The organism is Neotamlana sedimentorum (assembly GCF_000943565.1).
GTDB lineage: Bacteria > Bacteroidota > Bacteroidia > Flavobacteriales > Flavobacteriaceae > Neotamlana > Neotamlana sedimentorum.
The window spans coordinates 120,731-143,198 of record NZ_JTDW01000002.1 but is presented as its reverse complement, the minus strand read 5'-3'; the positions used below and the strand labels follow the sequence as shown (position 1 = coordinate 143,198).

13 protein-coding genes are annotated in these 22,468 nt (G+C 34.6%); 7 read left to right on the top strand and 6 right to left on the bottom strand.

The window, feature by feature from the left end:
* Positions 1-2 precede the first annotated feature (2 nt).
* Entirely contained in the window at positions 3-1,379 is a 1,377-nt protein-coding gene (locus tag PW52_RS03000) for a DUF1800 domain-containing protein (RefSeq protein ID WP_044631444.1), read from the bottom strand.
* 303 nt (positions 1,380-1,682) lie between these two features.
* Complete coding sequence (gene amaB, locus PW52_RS02995) at positions 1,683-3,251, bottom strand: L-piperidine-6-carboxylate dehydrogenase (RefSeq protein ID WP_044631443.1); 1,569 nt, start codon at positions 3,249-3,251, stop codon at positions 1,683-1,685.
* A gap of 121 nt (positions 3,252-3,372) precedes the next feature.
* On the opposite strand from amaB, the gene PW52_RS02990 reads away from it, so the two are divergent.
* From PW52_RS02990 to PW52_RS02975, 4 genes are all read left to right on the top strand, one after another.
* Complete coding sequence (locus PW52_RS02990) at positions 3,373-4,425, top strand: isoaspartyl peptidase/L-asparaginase family protein (RefSeq protein ID WP_044631442.1); 1,053 nt, start codon at positions 3,373-3,375, stop codon at positions 4,423-4,425.
* A gap of 254 nt (positions 4,426-4,679) precedes the next feature.
* The gene (locus PW52_RS02985) at positions 4,680-11,135 is read left to right on the top strand and encodes a GEVED domain-containing protein (protein WP_165586748.1); all 6,456 of its coding nucleotides are present in this window, start codon (positions 4,680-4,682) and stop codon (positions 11,133-11,135) included.
* A 43-nt stretch (positions 11,136-11,178) separates the two neighbouring features.
* Positions 11,179-13,842: a PQQ-dependent sugar dehydrogenase gene (locus PW52_RS17015; RefSeq protein WP_052823362.1), complete on the top strand. Its 2,664-nt coding sequence runs from the start codon at positions 11,179-11,181 to the stop codon at positions 13,840-13,842.
* A 76-nt stretch (positions 13,843-13,918) separates the two neighbouring features.
* Positions 13,919-14,227: an antibiotic biosynthesis monooxygenase family protein gene (locus PW52_RS02975; protein WP_044631440.1), complete on the top strand. Its 309-nt coding sequence runs from the start codon at positions 13,919-13,921 to the stop codon at positions 14,225-14,227.
* 3 nt (positions 14,228-14,230) lie between these two features.
* Here the strand turns inward: PW52_RS02975 and PW52_RS02970 are convergent, their stop codons facing one another.
* The gene (locus PW52_RS02970) at positions 14,231-14,782 is read right to left on the bottom strand and encodes a YciI family protein (protein WP_044631439.1); all 552 of its coding nucleotides are present in this window, start codon (positions 14,780-14,782) and stop codon (positions 14,231-14,233) included.
* A 2-nt stretch (positions 14,783-14,784) separates the two neighbouring features.
* A complete protein-coding gene (locus tag PW52_RS02965; RefSeq protein WP_044631438.1) occupies positions 14,785-15,252 on the bottom strand; it encodes a CYTH domain-containing protein in 468 nt (155 codons plus the stop codon).
* A gap of 123 nt (positions 15,253-15,375) precedes the next feature.
* On the opposite strand from PW52_RS02965, the gene dinB reads away from it, so the two are divergent.
* From dinB to PW52_RS02950, 3 genes are all read left to right on the top strand, one after another.
* Positions 15,376-16,473 carry a DNA polymerase IV gene (gene dinB, locus PW52_RS02960; protein ID WP_044631437.1) on the top strand — a complete coding sequence of 366 codons (1,098 nt, stop codon included), beginning with the start codon at positions 15,376-15,378 and terminating at the stop codon, positions 16,471-16,473.
* 107 nt (positions 16,474-16,580) lie between these two features.
* A complete protein-coding gene (locus PW52_RS02955) occupies positions 16,581-19,031 on the top strand; it encodes a TonB-dependent receptor (protein ID WP_205618117.1) in 2,451 nt (816 codons plus the stop codon).
* A 16-nt stretch (positions 19,032-19,047) separates the two neighbouring features.
* Positions 19,048-20,424: a hypothetical protein gene (locus tag PW52_RS02950; protein WP_044631435.1), complete on the top strand. Its 1,377-nt coding sequence runs from the start codon at positions 19,048-19,050 to the stop codon at positions 20,422-20,424.
* Between the two features lie 80 nt (positions 20,425-20,504).
* Here PW52_RS02950 and pyk read toward each other — a convergent pair whose 3' ends face one another.
* Together pyk and PW52_RS02940 are read right to left on the bottom strand one after the other, a co-directional pair.
* Positions 20,505-21,941, bottom strand: coding sequence for a pyruvate kinase (pyk, locus tag PW52_RS02945; RefSeq protein WP_044631434.1), 1,437 nt, complete (start codon positions 21,939-21,941; stop codon positions 20,505-20,507).
* Positions 21,941-22,426, bottom strand: a complete 486-nt coding sequence (locus PW52_RS02940) for an IPExxxVDY family protein (RefSeq protein ID WP_044631433.1) — start codon at positions 22,424-22,426, stop codon at positions 21,941-21,943. Before PW52_RS02940 ends, pyk begins: the two co-directional genes overlap by 1 nt.
* Positions 22,427-22,468 lie beyond the last annotated feature (42 nt).

Below are 22,468 nucleotides of genomic sequence, written 5' to 3'. Positions count from 1 at the left end.
AATTAACACATTTGATATTCTGGTAACGACATAAGCTGAATGCAATACGTTTGCTTCGAGGCTTTGTTAAGCGATTTTAAATATGAAAAAGTGCCGTTGTTTAATTGTCCTTGAACAATATATTCGTGCAGATTTTCGGTTTTAACAGTATTAAAGTTTTTTAAAAAAGCAGTCCAATTAGGTGTGGTTTTAAAAGGTAATTTGTTTTTATTGGCTTTAAAGTATTTTGCTCTTAAGTTATTGGGTGTTTCGCTTGTTTTATTTAAGTCGATTAAAGCATTATTAAATAAAACAGATGCTAGTTTTAGCCTAACCATAATGGTGTTAGCATCAATCCAGGCTTTATCGCCTTTCCAGCCGGCAACATTGGGGGGGTCGAGCAATATTTGCCCTAGTAGTTTTTGTATTTTAATAAGGTCGTTTTCTCGCTCGAATGTTACGGGAATAGTACGAGCCATTCCAACAAGGTAATCTACTGGTGATTTTATTTTAGCACCTATATTTTCCTTGGTATAAAACCAATTACTGGTAAATACAAACCGCATTAAATTTTCGATGTTATAATCTTTATAAAACACATTGGCCATAGCGTTAATATGTTCTAAATTAGGTTTAGGGTTTACAAAATAGGTGTACACTTTCGAGGCTATAAATTGTGCGCATTGTTTTTCTTGAAGAATAATATCGATAATATCGTCGCCATTAAAATTACCCGATTTTCCTAAAAAAATTTTTATACCATTGTCGTGATGACGCGCTCTTAGTATAAAATCTCCATTAACCGGTTCGTGATTATAACCTGTAAATGCTCTGGCACTTTCCTTAATGTCTTGTTCGCTGTAATGGCCTTCGCCTAATGTGAAAAGCTCCATAAGTTCGCGGGCGAAATTTTCGTTAGGTTTAAGCTTTCTGTTTTGTTTAATATTTAGGTATTTTAACATGGCGGCTTCTTTAGAAATGGCTTTTACAAAAGCTCTAAAATCGCCTAAAGCATGGGTGCGAAGGGTGTTGTTAAATTGTTTTACAAACAGAATATTGTCGTCTTTACAAACAAAATGATTTGCCCAAAAAAGCGTCATGCGTTCGCGAAGTATTTCTTTGGGGTAAATTAATCTTTCAATCCATTTAAAATTAAACGCTCTAATTTTTTCTCGACTTTGTTTTTGTAATTCTCGACGTTTTTTTGGGTCGTTTTTAAGTTTTTTTATATCGATGTTTTCAATAAAAGCAGTATCAATATGTAAAGGCGTGCTGGTTTTGGAATTTTTGAAAAGAAAATCGACCGTTTTTTTTCGGTTATTTTTAAACCAAAACTCGTTTGCAGGGTTTGCGCCAAACCCTGCTCGCCAATATAAATGTTGATATTCTTTAAACGTCATGTCTCTTAGACTCAATTTATTATAAAACGTTTAATTACGGAAAAAACGTATGTAGTTTGTCTGATAATGAAAATTTAGATTAAACAGTAAATCTTCTAGTCTTGAAAAGGTTATGTTTTAAGTTGTATTTTTTAAAAATTTGTTAATAATTAACATTTGTTCAATGTCGGTTTTAAGGCATAACTAGTAGGTTGAACTAGTTTTAAGTAAGAAATTTATTTAATTCATGAGGTTTTAAAAATAATTTTGCTAACCATTTATTGCGATAATTTTTTTCTAAGATGAGTTTTTTTGTAAAATATTTTATAAATCGAACTTAATGCCTTGTGCTAATGGTAATTCGTTGGAATAATTTATGGTATTGGTTTGTCTGCGCATATACACTTTCCATGCATCGCTGCCTGATTCGCGACCGCCACCTGTTTCTTTTTCGCCTCCAAAAGCACCGCCAATTTCGGCGCCCGAAGTACCAATATTAACGTTTGCAATACCGCAATCGCTGCCTGCGTACGAGAGAAATTTTTCGGCTTCTTTCATGTCGTTTGTCATTATTGCCGACGATAACCCTTGCGCGACACCATTTTGTAAGGCAATAGCATTTTCTAACTCACCCGTATATTTCATAATATATAAAATAGGCGCAAAGGTTTCGTGTTGCACAATTTCAAAATGGTTTTCGGCTTCAATAATTACGGGTTTTACGTAACATCCGCTTTCGTAACCTTCGCCTTCAAGTACACCGCCTTCAACCAAAATACGTCCGCCTTCAGCTTTAGCTTTTTCTATAGCTTTTACATAGGTGTTTACTGCTTCAGTGTCAATTAAAGGCCCAACATGATTAGTTTCATCTAAAGGATTTCCAATTTTTATTTGCTTATAGGCGCCAACAATAGCGTCTTTTACAGTGTTGTAAACCGATTCGTGAATTATTAAACGACGCGTACTTGTACAACGTTGACCGCAAGCGCCAACAGCTCCAAAAACAGCTCCGGGAACCACTACTTTTAAATCTGCCGTAGGCGTAATAATTATGGCGTTATTTCCGCCCAATTCAAGTAACGATTTTCCAAAACGTTCGGCCACGGTTTTTCCAACAATACGACCCATTCGTGTAGAACCAGTTGCCGAAACTAACGGAATTCGATCATCTGTTGTTAAGTATTCGCCCACTTTATAATCACCGTTTACTAAACACGAAATACCTTCGGGTAAATTATTTTCTTTTAAAATTTCGGCTATAATATTTTGACATGCAATACCGCATAACGGTGCTTTTTCCGAGGGTTTCCAAATACAAACATCGCCGCAAATCCAAGCTAAAGCTGTATTCCAACTCCATACAGCAACTGGGAAATTAAAAGCCGAAATAATACCAACAATACCTAACGGATGCCATTGTTCGCGCATAATGTGCCCCGGACGTTCCGAAGGTATTACTTGTCCGTTTAATTGTCTGGATAAGCCCACGGCAAAATCGCAAATATCTATCATTTCCTGTACTTCACCGTAACCTTCTTGAAGCGATTTGCCCATTTCGTACGATACTAATTTACCTAACGGTTGTTTTAATTCGCGTAGTTTATTTCCAAACTGTCGCACTATTTCACCACGTTGAGGTGCCGGAACATCGCGCCATACTTTAAAAGCAGTAGTGGCAGAGGTTATAATTTTGTCGTAATCGGCTTTGGTACTGCTTTTAACTTTGCCAATAAGTTTACCATTAACAGGAGAATAGCTTTCAATTAAATGGATGTCTTTATCGTTACCAATAGAAAAATGTAGTATTCCGGTTGAAGAACCGTCGTTCACAGCTTTAATTCCTAATTTATTTAGAGCATCCTCAATTCCAAAATGGTTTATTGCAGCGTTCATATTTATATTTTTTTTATTTTAATAGGATTTCTTTACTAATATAACAATTTTAAGTCGTTTTAATTAAAGTTTAATAGGCTTAAAACCTGTAACTTTATCATGTAACATTTAATAACTTCAAATGAAAAACTTAATTATAATTATTGCTTTTTTGGCTGTTGTTTTCTCATGTAAAACAGAAACAGAAAGCTCTTCAAATTCCGAAAAAATAAATACAAAAGAGAATGAGTTTGCCATTGTTATTCATGGCGGCGCAGGTAATATAAAACCTGAAAATTTTTCAGAAGCAAAAAAGGCTAAATATCAACAAAAACTTGAGGAAGCTATTACCGTGGGGTATAATATTTTAAAAAATGGAGGCACGAGTTTAGATGCTGTACAACAAACTATAATTATTTTAGAAGATTCGCCACTTTTTAATGCGGGTAAAGGTGCGGTTTTTACAAACGAAGGTTATAACGAACACGATGCCTCGATTATGGATGGTAAAACATTAAACGCTGGTGCCTCTGCGGGAACCCGAATTGTGAAAAACCCCATTAATTTGGCGCGTGCTGTAATGGATAAATCGCCACATGTTCTGCTTTCTGGTAGAGGAGCAGAGGTTTTTGCAAAGCAACAAAATCTTAACGTCGTAGACCCTAGTTATTTTGCAACCGAAAGCAGATTAAAGGGTTTAGAACGTGTTAAAAATTTAGAAAAAAACGAGCTTTCTGCCTTTTACGATGATGCTATAAAAGATTCTAAATTTGGCACCGTTGGTTGCGCTGCTCTCGATAAACATGGCAATTTGGCTGCTGGAACCTCAACAGGAGGTATGACCAACAAACGTTGGGGACGCATTGGCGATTCGCCAATTATTGGTGCCGGAACTTATGCTAATAACAATACTTGCGCTGTTTCGAGTACGGGTTGGGGTGAGTATTTTATTCGTGGTATGGTAGCACACGATATTTCGGCACTTATGGAATATAAAGGTTTAAGTTTACAGGAGGCTGCTAAAAACGTGATTCAAGGTAAGCTTTCAAAAATAGATGATGGCCAAGGCAATGGAGGTGTTATAGCTGTAGATAATCATGGGAATATGGTTATGGAATTTAACACTCCAGGAATGTTTAGAGCTACTATGGATGCAAACGGAGAATTAAATATAGCCCTTTTTAAAAAGAAATAGTTATAATTTCAATAAAAATGGCCTCAAATTTATCAATTTTCTTAAAAATTCAATTATCCATTCATTTGTGTTTTTCGTCGACAGAACACTGCATTTCACCTTATTGCCTCTATATATAAAAGGTGGTGTTGTCTACATTTGTTTCTTATGTAGCCCAAAAGGAACTAATTATGAACCCACTTATTTTAAATGTTTTCCGCTTTTTCCGCGTATTTATTTCTTTTTTAATTTTTAAAAACGATTTTCTTAAATCAATGGTTTTACTTTCAAAGGGATGTTTTGGTTTTAGTATGCTTTTTCTAGGTGTTATTTCTGCCAATGCACAGTGTACACCTTCTGGAATGGTTAACTATAATAATTTTAATATTTCTAATGTTCAAATTCTTGGAGAGGGTACTAGTCAAATTAATAATTATTCGGGTTCTGATAACGCTACATATTCAGATTTTTCGGCTCAAGAGGTAAATGTTACAGCAGGTAATACATATACGTTAAATATAAGTCATGTTAAAGAGAATTGGGGAGATCATAAAGTAGTTGTGTGGATTGATTATCAGGGAAATGGTAGTTATGTTGAGGTTTATAATTCGGGAGGTTACATCGATAATAACTCGGGTTCAACAGTTACTAACGCCTCCTTTACAGTAGATCCCACTGCTGCAAATGGTAAAGCCATAATTCGTATTGCTGCTTCATATTGTAGTGGGTGTGGTGGTGGAGCGTCCATAAGTGCAGATAGCTGTACTTATACAGGAAGAGCCGAAATTGAAGACTATACCTTAAATATTTCTGCTCTATTAGTAATAGATCCTGTAGCGAATGATGATAATTTAAATGTTTATCCTAATAGCGCCTCAGGTATAGCCAATCAAATTGATGTATCGACAAACGATAATATAGGTGTTTCAGATGGATCTGATAGTGACGATTATGCATTAAATACTACTGCTTCTAATGGTACGGTTACCGAAACATTAGTTGACGGTGTTTTTGAATATATACCGAATGCAGGTTTTGTAGGTACAGATAGTTTTTCTTATACACTTTGTGACGCTAATAATGATTGTGATACCGCTACGGTAAATGTTATAGTTACCTATAATTATTGTACTCCCGATAGTGATTCGGACCGTAATAATCAAAACCTATACATTTCCAATGTGTTTTTAGATGGAGAAGGCGCATCAGATATAAATAATTCATCCGGAGACGATGGTGGTTATGCCGATTATACATCTACTCCTGCAGCAAGTTTATATAAAGGGGTAGCATACCCTATAACTATTACTTCTAATTCCACAGATAATTGGCCTAAAAATCAAGCACGATGGAGTATTTATGCCGATTTAAATGGTGACGGTGATTTTACAGATATAGGTGAGACTCTATACCGTTCTACAAACAATGAAAACTCACCACAAAGCGATAATATTACTATTCCTAATACAGCAATTACAGGAACAACTGTAATGCGTGTGGCAATACATTTACAAACCGATGATTATGATTCTTGTGGTAATACAAGTACTGGATATAAACGTTCTTCGGACTATGAAGACTATTTAATTAACGTTTTAGGAATAGATACACCCTCGGCTAGCGACGATGAATTAAGTGTTTTAGTTGATAGTACATCTGGAACAGACAACCAAATAGACGTTAGCACAAACGATAATTTAGGAACGGACGGAGGAGATAGTGATAACTTTGCTTTGACTTCCGGTGTAACTACAGCCAATGGAGGTACCGTTTCTGAAGTTTCAGATGGTGTTTTTGAATACATTCCAGCTGTAGGTTACCTTGGTGCTGATAGTTTTACTTACCAAATATGTGATGCTGGTATACCAGAAGAATGTGTTTCGGCCACAGTAAATATTTCAGTAAATTACGGTTACTGTACACCTACATCAACAACTAATGGTACTAATTATATTGATTCTTTTTCTATAACTGGCGAAAACGGTACGGATATAAATAATTCTTCTGGCGATAATGGTGGTTATGCAGATTTTACAGGAACAATACCAGCTTTAGAAGTTTATAAAAACAATTTATATACCGGATCAATTACTGTTGGTGGTAGCAATATGGGGTGGGCTATACATATAGATTACAATCACGATGGCGATTTTGATGATGCGGGGGAACTTATAGCAGATACTGGTGGTGAAGGAACTGGAGATTTAAGCTTTACAATACTTAGTTCTGCAATTACGGGAAATGCCGTAATGCGTGTTGGTTCAAGACGATATTGGCATTCTAATAATTCGTGTGGCAATACAGATGGGCATCCTGAAGAATTTGAAGATTATTTAATAAATATAGGAATAGACCCGTCTAGTCCTGCTGAAATGGATGTCTCTGGAAACGGTGCAGAAATTTTAGATAACGCAACTACCACAAGCGAGTTAAATTTAACAAATTTTGGAACTTACGATATATTCATCCCTATCCCGTTAGAACGTACTTTTACTATTACAAACAATGGTAATACAGATTTAATTCTTGATGGTTCACCAATAGTGTCAATTTCTGGTAGTACAGACTTCACAATAAGTGCGCAACCGGCAGTTACAACTTTGGGGACAGGAGAATCTACAACTTTTACTGTAGCCTTCAATCCATCAGTGGCAGATCCAAATAATCCCGTATCAGCAACTATTTCAATTGATAATAATGATTCTGATGAGGATCCTTATAACTTCGTAGTAGAGGGTTATGGAGATCAAACATTTCCAGATACAGATGGTGATGGTGTTCCAAATAATGTAGACATAGACGATGATAATGATGGTTTAACAGACGAATATGAGCAAAGCTCTTGTCTTCTAAATATATCAGCATCAACAACTAGAACAACGTATTTGAATGAAGATTTTGACGCAGGAACAGACCGTAAAACAACAGATGGAGTTACTTATTGTTGGGAGGATGGTTCGGGTTCTTGTAATAGTTCTCCAAACTTAAATGATGGCGAATATGTCGTATATTATAAAGCCGCAAATGGTAATGGTACTAATGATACACCAAATGGAGAAGTGGCTCAATGGGCAGATCAATATTGGTACCCAGGTTTAGATCATACACCTGGAGACACCAATGGCAGGATGGCTATGTTTAATGCAGAAGAAGATCCAGGTGTTTTTTATCAAACCACTATTTCTGGTGTTAGCGCTGGTGTAGATATAACTTATGGTTTTTCAGCCATAAATTTAGATCGGGCAGATGCTCCGGGAATAGGTTCTAGAGAAAGACCTTCTGTGTTAATTGAAATTCTTGACCCAACAGGTACGGTTATTGCTTCAGAATCTTCTGGAGATATTCAACCTACTGCAAATTATACAACTGGAGATTGGGTAGAGGTAAGTGCAACCTTTAGTACAACTTATTCTAGTTTTACTGTTAGATTGTCCAATGAAGCACCAGGTGGATTAGGAAACGATTTAGCTATCGATGATATTTTTGTTTATCAAACTCTGTGTGACCTTGATGGTGATGGTGTTGAAGATTCTATTGATTTAGATAATGATGATGATGGTATTCCCAATGTAGTAGAGTTATTTCTTACAGACAATGACAAAGATGGAACAGTTTACAATGACTCTGGTGCTTATGCTTGGGTTGATGCGAATAATAATGGACTCATAGATCTTTACGATCATCAAGATAGTAATGGCCTAAATCCTGGTGATTCAGGTTTTTCCGGATCTTTAGGAACACCAATCGATTTAACAGATCCTATTTATGATACCGATGGAGATGGCGTTGTAAATTATTTAGACTTAGACTCAGACAATGACGGGATTTTCGATACTGTTGAATACGACAACAGAGGTGATGTTGATGTTGATGGGGATGGAAATGGCGATGGTTCCGATAAACAAGTTTTAGATGTAAATGGCGATCCTATTAATAATGATGATTATGATGGTGATGGTATTTTAAATCTTGCCGATAACAACGATGACGATGCCGACGATAATGATCATGGAACGGCAAACGCTTACCCAACACCATTAGATGATGATGGAGACGGAATACCAAACTACCTAGATGTAGATAGTGCTGATAATCCTAATGACCTTTCTAATGGTAGTGATATAGATGAAATTTATGCGCATCTTGATACTGATAATAATGGTATAATTGATGGTACTATAGACTCTGATGGTGATGGTATTTTAGATACTTTCGATACCGATAATACTGTATTTGGTTCTCCAAGAGATTTAGACGATAGTTACACATTATTTTTTGATGGAAGAAACGATTATGTCGAAGATGATAATATTATTAATGCTTGGCCAAATGCTACACTTATGGCCTGGATTAAAATTGAACCAGGAGCTACTGGACAACGCGTTATAGTTGGTCAAGACAGTTTTGTATTACGATTAGAAAATGGAAATGCTTTTACTGCATTTGTAAACGGAGTTACAACAACAACATCAAATCTTACAGAAGGTATTTGGATACATGTAGCGGCTAGCTTTGATGGCGTTAATGGAATTTTAAACCAATATGTAAATGGAGAATTGATAAATAGTCCAGGGGTTTCCGGTAGTTTGCCTACTGATGCATCAAACTTCACAATTGGAAGAGCTCCAAATTTAAATTCAAATTATTTTGAAGGAGAAATAGATGAAGTTAGAGTTTTTAATGCAGCTTTAACTGCAGACCAAATTCAAAAAATGGTTTATCAAGAATTAGATGATACGAATACTTTTAATAGTGGTTTAATAATTCCATATAATATCTCGACAACTTTTAACACTTCACTTATAAAGTATTACAAAATGGATACTTTTAAGGCCGATATTACCGATAATAAAACCACTGCGACCATTGATGTTGGCACTGGAGCAAAATTATATAACATAAAAAATATTTACTTTCAAACAGCCCCACTACCATACGAAACTGTAACTGATGGAGATTGGAGTACAGAAGCTACGTGGCTACATGGAGATGTTTGGGATATTACCGATGAAGCCAGTAACAAGGACTGGTCTATTGTGCATGTAAAAAATAATTTAACTACAACAGCAAGGCATGGTACTTTAGGCTTAATCGTAGATTCTGGTGTTGAGCTTGAAATAAGCAATGATGTAGAATTACAAAATAGCTGGTATTTAAATTTAGAAGGTTTAATTGATTTACAAGGTGAATCTCAATTAGTTCAAACAGAAAACAGCACCTTATTAGGAACAGGCCTTTTAGAAAGAGACCAACAAGGCACTGTAAATTTATATACCTACAATTATTGGTCGTCTCCTGTACATGCCACTAACCCCAATACAGATATTGATGGAGATGAAAGCTATTGTGTATCAAGTGTACTTTTAGATGGAACCGATGCAAACAATCCTCAAAACTTTAATTTTGTTGGTGGATATAATGGAAATGAAACCTCAAATCCAGTAGAAATTGCGGAATATTGGATGTGGAAATTCGTTAACAAAACAAGCGATAATTATTATGCTTGGCAGCAAGTAAAAAGTACTGGAGAATTAAAAGTTGGCGAAGGTTATACAATGAAAGGCTATGGAACTGGTGCAGTAACATCTGAAAATAATTATGTTTTTAAAGGAACACCAAACAATGGAACTATAACCTTAAATACTAACGCAGGAAATGATTATTTGGTAGGTAACCCATATCCTTCTGCTATAGATGGTTACGCATTTCTTTTAGATAACACCCATACCGATGGTACTTTATATTTTTGGGAGCACTTTGGTGGTGGTACACACGTTCTTAGAGAATATCAGGGAGGTTACGGCCAGTTAAATTTTTCAGGAGGTGTTCCAGCTGTTTCACATTCCGATGTTGCACAATCAGGGGCTTCTACAAAAAGGCCAGAACAATATATTCCTGTTGGACAAGGGTTTTTTATAAAAGCATTATCTAATGGAGACACAACTTTTAATAACGAACAGCGTGTTTTTGTAACAGAATCTAGTTTGAATTCAACTTTTCTAAAATCTAATAGTAAAAAGGATACAGCCCTTACTACAAAAGATACACGTACTAAAATTAGGTTAAACATTAGTTCTGATACGGGTTATAAAAGACAATTGTTAGTTACTGTAGATGAAAATGCAACTGTAAAGACAGATTGGGGTTACGATGGCGCTTTAATAGAAGAGAATGCATTTGATACCTATTGGATGATTGAAGATGAAAAATATATAATTCAAGGTATCGATACTATAAATACTGAAACCACCAAACTACCAATAGGTGTTAAATCGAATACAAATACAACTTTTAATATTACCATCGAATCATTAGAGTTTGTTCCAGAAAATATGACGTTATATGTAAAAGATAATGTAACTAATACTTATCATAATTTAAATGAAGCAGATTTTTCTTCAACTATAGAAAAAGATGAAATAAATAAACGTTTTGAAATTGTTTTTAATAACGAAACAGTGTTGTCTTCAGAAGTTAATTATTTTACAGAATCTAGTTTAAATATATATTACAAGAATCAAGATAAAGTTTTAATAATAGACAATTATAATAATGAAGAAATAAAAACAATAAAATTATACAATACACTTGGTCAGGTCATTTTTGATAAAGACATTAATCTGTACAACTCTAATATTAAAATTCCTTTAAGATCTGCTACAGGAGTGTATATTGCTTCTGTATCTATAAATAACTCAGAAATAACCAAAAAAATTATAATCTCAAATTAATATCAACACCTTATAATCAACTTCTATGCTAAAAAACTACCTAATGGCTTGTTTTTTAGGTTTTGGACTGCTTTCTGCCCAAACACCTATGACGCCTTTATCTAGTGCTGTAACTTCTGGATCAGACTGGGAAACTAACAAAATTACAACGGATAATGCTTTAGATTATCCTTGGGAAATTACCTATGGTCCAGACGATAAACTCTGGGTAACCGAAAGAGTTGGAGAGAAAATAGTACGTGTAGACATTGCTACATCAACAAATACTCCAACAATATTAATCGATTTATCATCTAAAGTCGCTAATGCTAAACAAGGTGGCTTAATGGGAATGGCTATTCATCCAGATTTATATGCTGATATTAATACAACAATAAATAATTATGTATTTGTATCTTATACTTATAACGATGGTGGCCAATTAAAATTAAGAATTGCGAGATTACTTTACAATAATACCAACGGTACTTTAACCGAAGACACCTCGTTAGACGCTAACGGAACAATTTTAGAAGGTGTTCCTGGTAGCGAAGACCATAATTCTGGACGTTTAATTATTGGTCCAGATTTAAAAATTTATTACACTATTGGCGATCAAGGTGCTAATCAATTCAATTATGCCTGTAATCCTGTTTTATCACAAGTTTTACCAATTTCTTCAACAGATTATGATAACTATCCGGGTAAAACACTCCGCATGAATTTAGATGGAAGCATTCCTTCGGATAATCCAACTTTAAACAGTGTGAAAAGTCATGTTTATACTTATGGGCATCGTAATGCACAAGGTATTATTTTTGCCGCAAACGGTACACTCTATGCGTCGGAACACGGTGCAAAGGTAGATGATGAAATAAATATAATTAAGTCAGGTCAAAATTATGGATGGCCAGAAATAGCGGGTTATTACGATAATTTAGCTTATACTTATTGCAACTGGTCTTCTTTAGGAGGATCTTGTAATTCGGGTTCCTTTAGCGATCATAACTGTCCTTCTGGAGCCGAAACTGCTACAGAGTACGAATCGTATCCAACTGCTGGAGATGTGCCAAGTAATTTCGAGCCGCCTATTGGTACTTATGGCAGTACAACTTCTGTAGATCCTCCTGGAGGATGGTTTACATGGCCAACGGTAGCACCTTCTGGAATCGATATTCACGAAGCTGGTAGCATTCCGTGTTGGGGCACTTCTTTGTTAATACCAACTTTAAAAAAAGGAACTATTTATCGCGCTCAACTAAATGCAACTGGCGACGATATTATTAATGATGCTTATGAAGAATTTCATTCCTCGAACGATAGATATCGAGATATAGCTATTTCACCAGATGGTTTAACCATTTTTGCAGTAACTGATAATGGTGGCGGTACCTCTGGACCTTCGTCCGATAGTGGTGTAAGCATCGCTAATCCAGGCGTAATTATAAAAATAGAATATGTAGGGCCGCAAGTAACAGAGCCTTTAGAAGCACCAACCTTAGAAGATGTGGTAAGCTATTGCCCAATTACGTTAACGGCGCCTGTAGTAACAAATAATGCTAGCGAGTGTGAAGATATTACAGGTACTACTACCGATCCAACAACATATAGTTCTGGATCGCACGTTGTGAATTGGTCGTTTAATGATAATGGTACTATTGTAAATGCAAGCCAAAATGTTATTATTAACCCACTAGAATCACCTTCAAATGTGATTGCAAGTCCTAGCTCGACAACCGCCGAAATTAGTTGGGATGCTTTAGAAAACGTGTCTTTTAACTTGCAATATAGAGAACAAGGCAGTTCAACATGGTTAACAGAATCGGTAGCTACAAACACCATAACTTTAACTGGGTTAACACTTTCTACAACTTACGAATACCAAATACAAAGTGATTGTGGTGGTTCGCAATCGGCTTTTTCAACAGTTGATACTTTTACAACAACAGCGGTTACTTATTGTACGCCAGTGGTCGATTTTTATCCAGACGATTTTTACATTAGTAATGTAACCATTACTGCCGATGCAAGCGGTGCTACGCTTCTAAATAATTCATCAAACGAAACAAATGATGTTGAAGGCTATTCTAACCATACGGCAGTAGCTGCTTCCGATTACAAATCGACCGAAACCTTCAGTATTTCTATAACTTTACATAATACACATGAATGGAATAAAACTACGGGACATTCTGTTTGGATTGATTATAACCAAGATGGTGATTTCGAGGATACAGACGAAAGAGTATGGGGCACAACAGATGGAGATGATTTATTTGCTCACGGAGCCATTGCCCAAGGTAGTTTTACCATACCAATTACAGCAGCTACTGGTAATACCCGTTTAAGAATTGCTTCAAGAACGTATTGGACAGGAACAGACCCTTGTCATTTAGATTTTGATGGTAATAACGGTGGTGAGTTCGAAGATTATACTATAAACATTACATCTTCTACTTTGGCTGGTAACGATTTTGCCTTGGCTAATTTAGAAATGTACCCTAACCCAGTAAAAGACGTTTTATATATTAAGCTTCCAAATAATATAAATTACGAAACCATTAGTTTAGACCTTGTTGATATACAAGGACGATTAATTAAAACGACAACGGCTAAAGGTCAATTAATAACAATATCTAATTTCGATACCTTAAATAGTGGAATTTATTTTGTTAGGTTTAAAAATAATGCTGAGTTTATAGGTTCTAAAAAACTTATTAAGCATTAATTATTTAAATAATAGCTTTAAAAACAGCCTTATTTTAAGGCTGTTTTTTATTTTTATATGGTTTAATAAAGTAGCTATGAAAAACTTTGAACCGTATTATGCCGTAATTTTCACTTCAACCCGAACCAATAGAGATAATAATTATGCGGCTATGGCTAAAACAATGGAAGATTTAGCAAAGCAACAACCGGGTTTTTTAGGTGTTGAAAGTGCTAGAAATGATATTGGAATAACAGTAAGTTACTGGAAAACTCTTGATGATATTGGTGCGTGGAAACAACAAACCAATCATATTTTGGCTCAAAAGCTCGGAAAAACAAATTGGTACGAGTGGTATAAAGTAAGAATTTGTAAAGTAGAGCGCGAATACGAATTTTTTAAATAGTTATTACCTTAAAGGAAAACCTTTAGCAGCCCACCAAGGGTGAATTTCTATTTCTAAACGGCCTGCTTTTACCATAGGATCGGAGTTTGCCAAACTATCGGCCATTTTTAAAGTTGGTACGTTGTAAATTGTAATACCACGAATAGTGCCATCGTCGCCAAAAGGTCCAGAAATATCAGCATAACCTAAATCGTACATTTTTTTTAAATGCGCTAAATGTTCTTTTTGTAAATCGGCTGCTTCTTCTTCATTTTGCCCACGAATAGGACCTTTTTTTAAAAACGCAATAAAATATTGCTGCATAATTACGGTGTCTTTAGTTTCTTCATCTACATAATCGAATATTTTAAATCCCTTATTGGTAAGATCGGTTTTTAGTTCGGAAACCGATATTTTTACGGGTTTTTCAACAATTTCATTTGCCGTTTTTTCAATAGAATCAATATTTGTAGTGGTATTTTCGTTTAAATTTATAGTTGAAGATTCGTTTTTAGCATCATTTTTACAAGACATAAAAAAAAGAAGTACTACTAAAATTGCTATTACTTGTTTCATAATTACCAGTTTTTAAAAGGATTTTTACTGATTTGCGAATTATAATATTTAGAGTCTCCGGTGACTTCGTTTGCCAACCAAAGTGGTTTTACAAAAGATTCGTTTTCCGAAGTCAATTCTACTTCAGCAATAATTAAACCCTCGTTTTCGCCAAAAAACTCATCTATTTCAAAAGTATGGTTTTTAACTTTTACTTCATAACGAATTTTATCTATAATTCCTGGTTCACACAGATTTAGCAATGCTTCAGCTTCGTGTTTGCTAATTTCTTTTTCCCATTCAAAGCGAGACAATCCGCTTGCCGATGAGGTGCCTTTTATTGTTAAAAATCCAGTTTCGCCTTTTATTCTAACACGAACGGCTCGATTTTTATTAGAATTTAAATAGCCTTGAACAATACGTGTTTGCTTGTGTGCTTCATGTTTAAAAGCATCAGATTTTACTAAAAATTTACGTTCTATTTCTATCATAAAAAAAACCTAGAAAGTTGGTGGTTATTCCATATTATCTTCAAATCAAAAATATAATAAAAAGACTATAATTTTAATTTAATTTAAGATTCTTGCCTGCATAGGAATTTATAAATTTACATGATGTCTGTCAATTTCCCAATCCGAAAAATTATTCACGTCGATATGGATGCATTTTATGCGTCGGTCGAGCAAATGGATAATGAAGAATTAAAAGGAAAACCCATTGCGGTTGGCGGAAGTGGTAAGCGGGGTGTTATAAGCGCCGCAAGTTACGAGGCAAGAAAATTTGGAGTAAAAAGCGCCATGTCTGGGACGTTGGCTGTAAAATTATGTCCGGAATTAATTTTTGTAAAACCAAATTATGAACGTTATTCGGAAATTTCTAATACAATTAGAAGTATTTTTTTCGATTATACCAATTTAGTTGAACCACTTTCTCTAGATGAAGCTTACCTCGATGTAACTCAAAATAAAAAAGGAAACCCAAGTGCTTCATTAATAGCACAAGAAATTAGGGCACGTATTTTTAATGAAGTTGGATTAACAGCATCTGCAGGTATTTCTATAAATAAATTTATAGCTAAAGTTGCTAGCGATTATAATAAACCTAACGGACAGAAAACTGTCAATCCGGAGGAGGTTATTGAGTTTTTAGAAGTTTTAGATATTAGAAAATTTTACGGCATAGGTAAAGTTACAGCCGAAAAAATGTACCAAAGAGGCATTTTTACAGGATTCGATTTAAAACAAAAGTCCCTTGAATTTTTAGAAACACATTTTGGAAAGTCTGGAGCTTATTATTTTAATGTTGTGCGAGGTATTAACAATAGCGAAGTTAAACCAAACCGAACGAGAAAAAGTTTAGCTGCAGAACGTACATTTAGCGAGAATTTATCGAGCGAGGTGTTCATGCTTGAAAAATTAGAACATATCGCTAGTGAGGTAGCCCGACGGTTAGCTAAAACTAAGGTTTCTGGAAAAACCATTACCTTAAAAATTAAGTATAGTGATTTTACACTGCAAACTCGCAGTAAAACACTGCCTTATTTTATTAACGATAAGAGTATAATTCTGGAAACTGGAAAAGAATTACTTTATCAAGAAAAACTTAACAATTCTGTACGATTGTTAGGTATTTCCTTAAGCAATTTAAATACCGAAAAAAGGAAAAAAACGGAACAAAAAAGAGTAAGTGCACAACTTAAATTTGGTTTTTAATCAATGATTTAGCCCTTTTAAAGTTTAACATTTAAAAGCTTGATATTTTTCTTATTTTAATTTGGATTTAGTCTAAATAAAAGTATTTTTGTCAAAAATTTCAAGGCTTGGCAAAATATTTACTTTTTTTATCCGCATTTCTTTTTAGCATGTACCTGGTTGCGCAAACTGGAACTGTTAGTGGTTATATTTTGTTCGACAATAATAAACCTGCCCTCGGTGCGTCAATAATAATAGAGAATGGCAGCATTAAAAAAGAAACATCGGCAAATGTAAATGGGCAGTTTTCTATAAGTAATTTATCTTATGGTAATTACAACATTTTGGTAAGCTCGTTAAATGCAAAGAGCCAGACTGTAAAAGTTAATCTTAACACTGCAAATAAATCACTAAATATAATTCTTGAATTAACCGATTATCAAGGTTTAAGTGAGGTTGTTGTACAAACAAAAACAGCCAAGAAAAAAATTGAAGAAGGCGGTTTTGCTGTCGCCATAATAGATACTAAAGAAGCATCGTTAAGAAACCTTACAACCAATGAATTATTAGACAGATCTGTTGGTGTACGTATTCGGCAAAATGGAGGTATAGGTTCTGATGTAGAATATAACCTTAACGGCATGTCTGGAAGTGCTATTGGAATATTTCTTGACGGTTTAGAAATTTCAACATACGGCCAGTCCTTTAACCTTAACAATATACCAACTTCTATGATTGAACGCATAGAAGTGTATAAAGGCGTACTACCCTCGCACCTTACGGGCGATTATGCCGGTGGAGCCATAAATGTTGTTTTGAAAAAAGATGTGTCTCAAAATAACATCAATTTAGCTAGCTCTTATGGTTCTTTTAATACTTCACAATCTGATATTGGAGTAACCTTTCGCGAAAAGAAAACAGGCCTTGCTTTTAGAGGCTCTGCTTTTTACACTTATACAGATAACAGTTATGAAACTTGGGGAAGATCTACAACCTATGTTAATTATTTAGGCCAAATTACAAGACCCTATCGCGCTAAACGATTTAATAATACTTATAAATCGCTAGGAGGACGTTTCGAAGTTGGATTTACCGACACCAAATGGGCAGATCAATTTTTTGTAGGCTACAACGGTTCTAGCAACTATAAAGAAATACCGCATGGAACAACAATGTCTGTACCATATGTGGGAAGATTTAACGAAACCGAAGCCCGCGTTATATTACTTAATTATAGCAAAAGAAATTTTCTAACCGAAAACTTAGCATTAAAAGTAAATGCGGCTAGAAGTTATCGCAGTACGTTTTTACAGGATACTGTTGGAATAGCTTATAACTGGGATGGTACCCAAAGAGAAGTTATTGAATTTGGCGAAAGAGTGCCTCTTAAAACGCTTCTTGGCGGACAACAAGGTGAAAAAGTTATTTCGAACACCGATAGAAAAATCACCAATATACGCACAAACTTGGGGTATATGGTAGCCGATAGACATCGTTTATCTTTAAATCATAAGTATGAAGCAACAGATAGAGAAGATGAAGATTTATTAAATGAAATAAATCAAGATTATGCCACAGTAAGTACGATATCTCAAAATATAATTTCTATTAATTATGAAGCGGAAACCTTTAATAGAAAACTAAAAACCAATTTATTAGGTAAATATACATACAATCACACAAGTCAAACAGAATATGACATTACAACAACCGATGGTGTGAATTCTATAGTAAGAAATGATACTATTGCAACTAACTCTAATTTTGGTTATGGCGGAACGTTATCTTATAATGCGGTTTCCGATTTATACATTATCGCATCTACCGAAAACTCGTATGTATCGCCTAGTGAGCGACAATTATATGGATCTCCCGAAACTAATATTCTTCCAAATACACAATTAAGCCCAGAAAAAAACATTAATTATAATTTAGGTTTTCGCTTGGGAACTTTAGAATTTAATAAGCATAAAGTATCGGTTTATGCAAATGCTTTTTGGCGTAATGGATACGATAAAATTACACAACAAGCTGTTGATGAGTCTGAAATTGAAGAAGAAGCAGAAGCAGATATTCAAGTAACTCGCTATGTAAATCTTGGTAAAACACAAGCGCGAGGTTTCGAAGCCGAAATTATCTACATCTATAACAACAGACTAAATACGTCTTTAAATTTCTCAAAATTTAATAATGTATTTAAGCAAGAAGTCGATGAAAACGACAATGCGCATTCTCTTTATGGGCAACAAGTTCCTAATGAGCCCTTTTTTACAATTAACGGAAATGTTCAATATAGATTCAATAATATTTTTCAAAAAAAATCCATTTTAAACACCTATTACACTATTGGTTTTGTGGGAGAATATTATACGGTTTGGGGGCAACCAGAATGGTCTAAAACACCTAGTCAAGTTTCACACGATATTGGCCTAAGTTATCGTTTTCCTTCGCAAAAATTAGTAGCAAGTATAGATGTAAAAAACCTATTTAACGCAGAAATCTATGACAATTTTGCGATACAAAAACCAGGTAGAGGTATCTATTTCAAATTAAATTATATAATCAGTAAATTTTTATAATCAAAATCAATTAATCATGAAAAAAAATCTATTTAAAATAGGATTATTAAGTATAGCTATAGCTTTTAGCAGTTGTAGTAATGATGATGATCAACCAGGAGGAATAACCGATCCAGATCCAGTTGATGAAACGCGATATATTACGTTAACAGCATCATTCCCAGACGATGATGGAACTGGAGGTAATGGTGGTACTCGTGCATACGGTATTACTGTAGAAAATGCAGAGGATCCAAGTTATATTGTAGACCTTTTAAAATATGAAAATGGAACCTTTGTAGAAGGTATTGGTTTAAAATCTAGCCGTACTGCTCGTGTACAAGCTTCTGCCGATGGTAAATACTTATACAACATACAATATACAGGTACAGAAGGTGGTGTGTTTAACAAATACGAAGTTGGTGAAGGTGGAGACTTTCAAGAAGTAGGATATGAGTTAAATACAGCGGCTATTTTAGGAACAGCACCTCGTTGGATGAAAGCGGCTGAAGGTATTGGTATTGGTGTTTACGCAAGTTCATATGATGTAGAGTATGAAGGAGAAGATGGAAATTACACATTTTTAAGTGCAGATAGTGAAATAAAAATTGCAGTTCTAGATTTAGATAATACAGCAATTACTAATACAGCAATATTCGATTTTCCTTGGACGGATGAAGAAAGAGCAGCTGGTTACAACGTAGGACGTGTAGATGTACCTATTTTGAACGCCGCTCAAACTAAACTTTTTATTGGGTGTAGAACAAGAAAGTATGACACTACAGCAACACCTGAATTAGATGAAGATGGTATACCAGAGTGGCCTTATGGTGAAATTGAAGGTACCAAAACTTTAGTTTTAGATTATCCTTCATTAAAAAACCCTACAGTTATTACTTCTACAAATTCAACAGAAGTTAATAACTCATATCGTACTATGACACAATATGTTGGTACAGATGGACATATTTACCAAGCTACAGCTACATCTGGCGCAGATGTTTTACGTATTAGTAGTGCAACTAATGACTATGATCAAAGTTATCATTTTGATTTAAACGAAGCAATAGGTGTTACAGGTGCATCTATTAAAGCTTGGAGATATGTTAAAGATGGAATTGGTATTGTGCTTTACACATTAGCTGATACAGCTGGAGGATACGTTGCTTTAATCGATTTAAACACCCCATCGAACTCTGTTAAATTAAGTACAGATGTTGAAACAGATGAGGATTTAGAGGCTACATTAGGTCAGTACCAATATATCGGTCTTGTTGGAGATATAGCATATGTGCCATTAACGCCATCTGGCAAAGAGGGTAATATTTATGTTATAAACACATTAACAAAAGAAATTAGTAAAGGTGCTACATTAAAAACTATTTCTGGTAGTTATTATTTAGGAGCTTATTAAAAAGCATTTTTAAGTTATAAAAAAAAAGCTGCTCTTGTTACAATCAAGAGCAGCTTTTTTTTATAAACGTATAAAGATTGTTAGTCTTTTGTAATTTCTCGTACTCTTAAAGTATTCACCATGCCTTTTTCTTGAATAGGCATTGATGCTAAACTAATAACCATATCGCCTTTTTTAACATAACCTTGGTCTTTAGCAATACGGTTAATATCTCCTACTGTTTCGTCTGTACTTACAAAACTATCATAATAAAAAGCTTTAACACCCCAAAGTAAACTTAAACGAGTTAAAATACGTTTGTTTGATGTAAACACTAAAATATGACACGATGGTCTCCAAGCCGAAATTTGAAACGCTGTGTAACCACTATTTGTTAACGTTGAAATGGCCGTTGCATCAATTTCGTTAGCCATAATAGCGGCATGGTAGCAAATAGATTTTGTAATAAAACGGTTTGTGCGAATATGTGGGGGTAATTGTGGTACTTTAATTAATTCTGAATCTTCTACATTCTTTAAAATACTAGCCATTTTTTGAATAACCTGTACAGGATATTTACCTACTGAAGTCTCACCAGAAAGCATTACCGCATCCGCACCATCCATAACCGAGTTAGCCACATCGTTTACTTCTGCTCGGGTTGGTGTTAAACTAGTAATCATAGTTTCCATCATTTGGGTAGCAATAATCACAGGTATTCTAGCTTTTTTAGCACGAAGCACTAATTCTTTTTGAATTAAAGGCACTTCTTCTGCAGGAACCTCCACACCTAAATCGCCACGAGCCACCATTAAACCATCACAGTGTGCAACAATTTTATCTATATTTTCAACAGCTTCAGGCTTTTCAATTTTAGCTACTATAGGAATTTTATGATCACTATGTTTTTCAATTAACTCACTTAGTTGTTTTAAATCTTCAGCATGTCGAACAAACGATAAGGCAATCCAATCTACATTTTGAGAAATGGCGAAAATAGCATCGTCAATATCTTTTGGGGTTAAAGCAGGTTGTGAGATATTCGTATTTGGTAGGTTTACACCTTTTTTCGACTTTAATGGGCCACCTTGAATAACTTTGGCTATAACTTCGCTTTTATCGTCGGTTGAAACTACTTCAAAAATTAGTTTACCATCATCTAAAAGTATACGTTCTCCTGGTTTTGCATCCTGTGGAAAACTTTTATAGGTCATGTAAACACGCTCTTTTGTGCCTTCAAAACGTTCGCCTGTAGCAAAAACTATTTCGTCTCCTGGGTTAACTACAACTTCTTCTTTCATTACACCAACACGAAGCTTAGGTCCTTGTAAATCTGCTAAAATGGCAGCAGTAAAACCGTATTCCTCGTTAAGCTCTCGTATCATTTTAATACGTTCGGTAACATCGGTATAATCGGCATGCGAGAAATTTATTCTAAATACATTTACACCTGCATCTAACATACCTTTTAGTACGTCTTTGGTACTTGTGGCGGGTCCTAATGTGGCTACTATTTTTGTTTTTTTATTGATTGACATTAGCTAAAAATTAAATGTTCTTTGGTTTTTACTTGGTTAGCGTTTAAGCTATAAGCAGTTGCTATTTGCGATATATTTAAAATATTATTCAGTAATAGTTTTTTTTTGTTATTACTAAACTCAAAATCTATCTTTAAAAAATAGTTAACGCTTTTATGTTCGGGTAATAAAAATGTTGTTTTTATCACTTTTTGTTGATTTTGGAATAGCGAATTAACTTCCGCCTCACGAACAGTTTCTGTTTTACAAATATTTGAAACTAAATGCCATGAAACTTGCTGTTTTTCATCATCCCATTTATAAATAGGATAAGTAATGGTGCCTTTATTAAATTTTAAATCTGATTTTTTTCGCGTAAGCGATAGCCCTAAATTTTTATTTAAAAGATATGCTAAACGGTAATCTTCCAAATTGCAATGTATAGCTATTAGGGTGTATTCTACCTCAGCAAAATCATCATCTAAAATAAGTTTGTGAACAGCCATAACCTATTAATAAACTTGGTAAATATAAGGTTTATAATAATG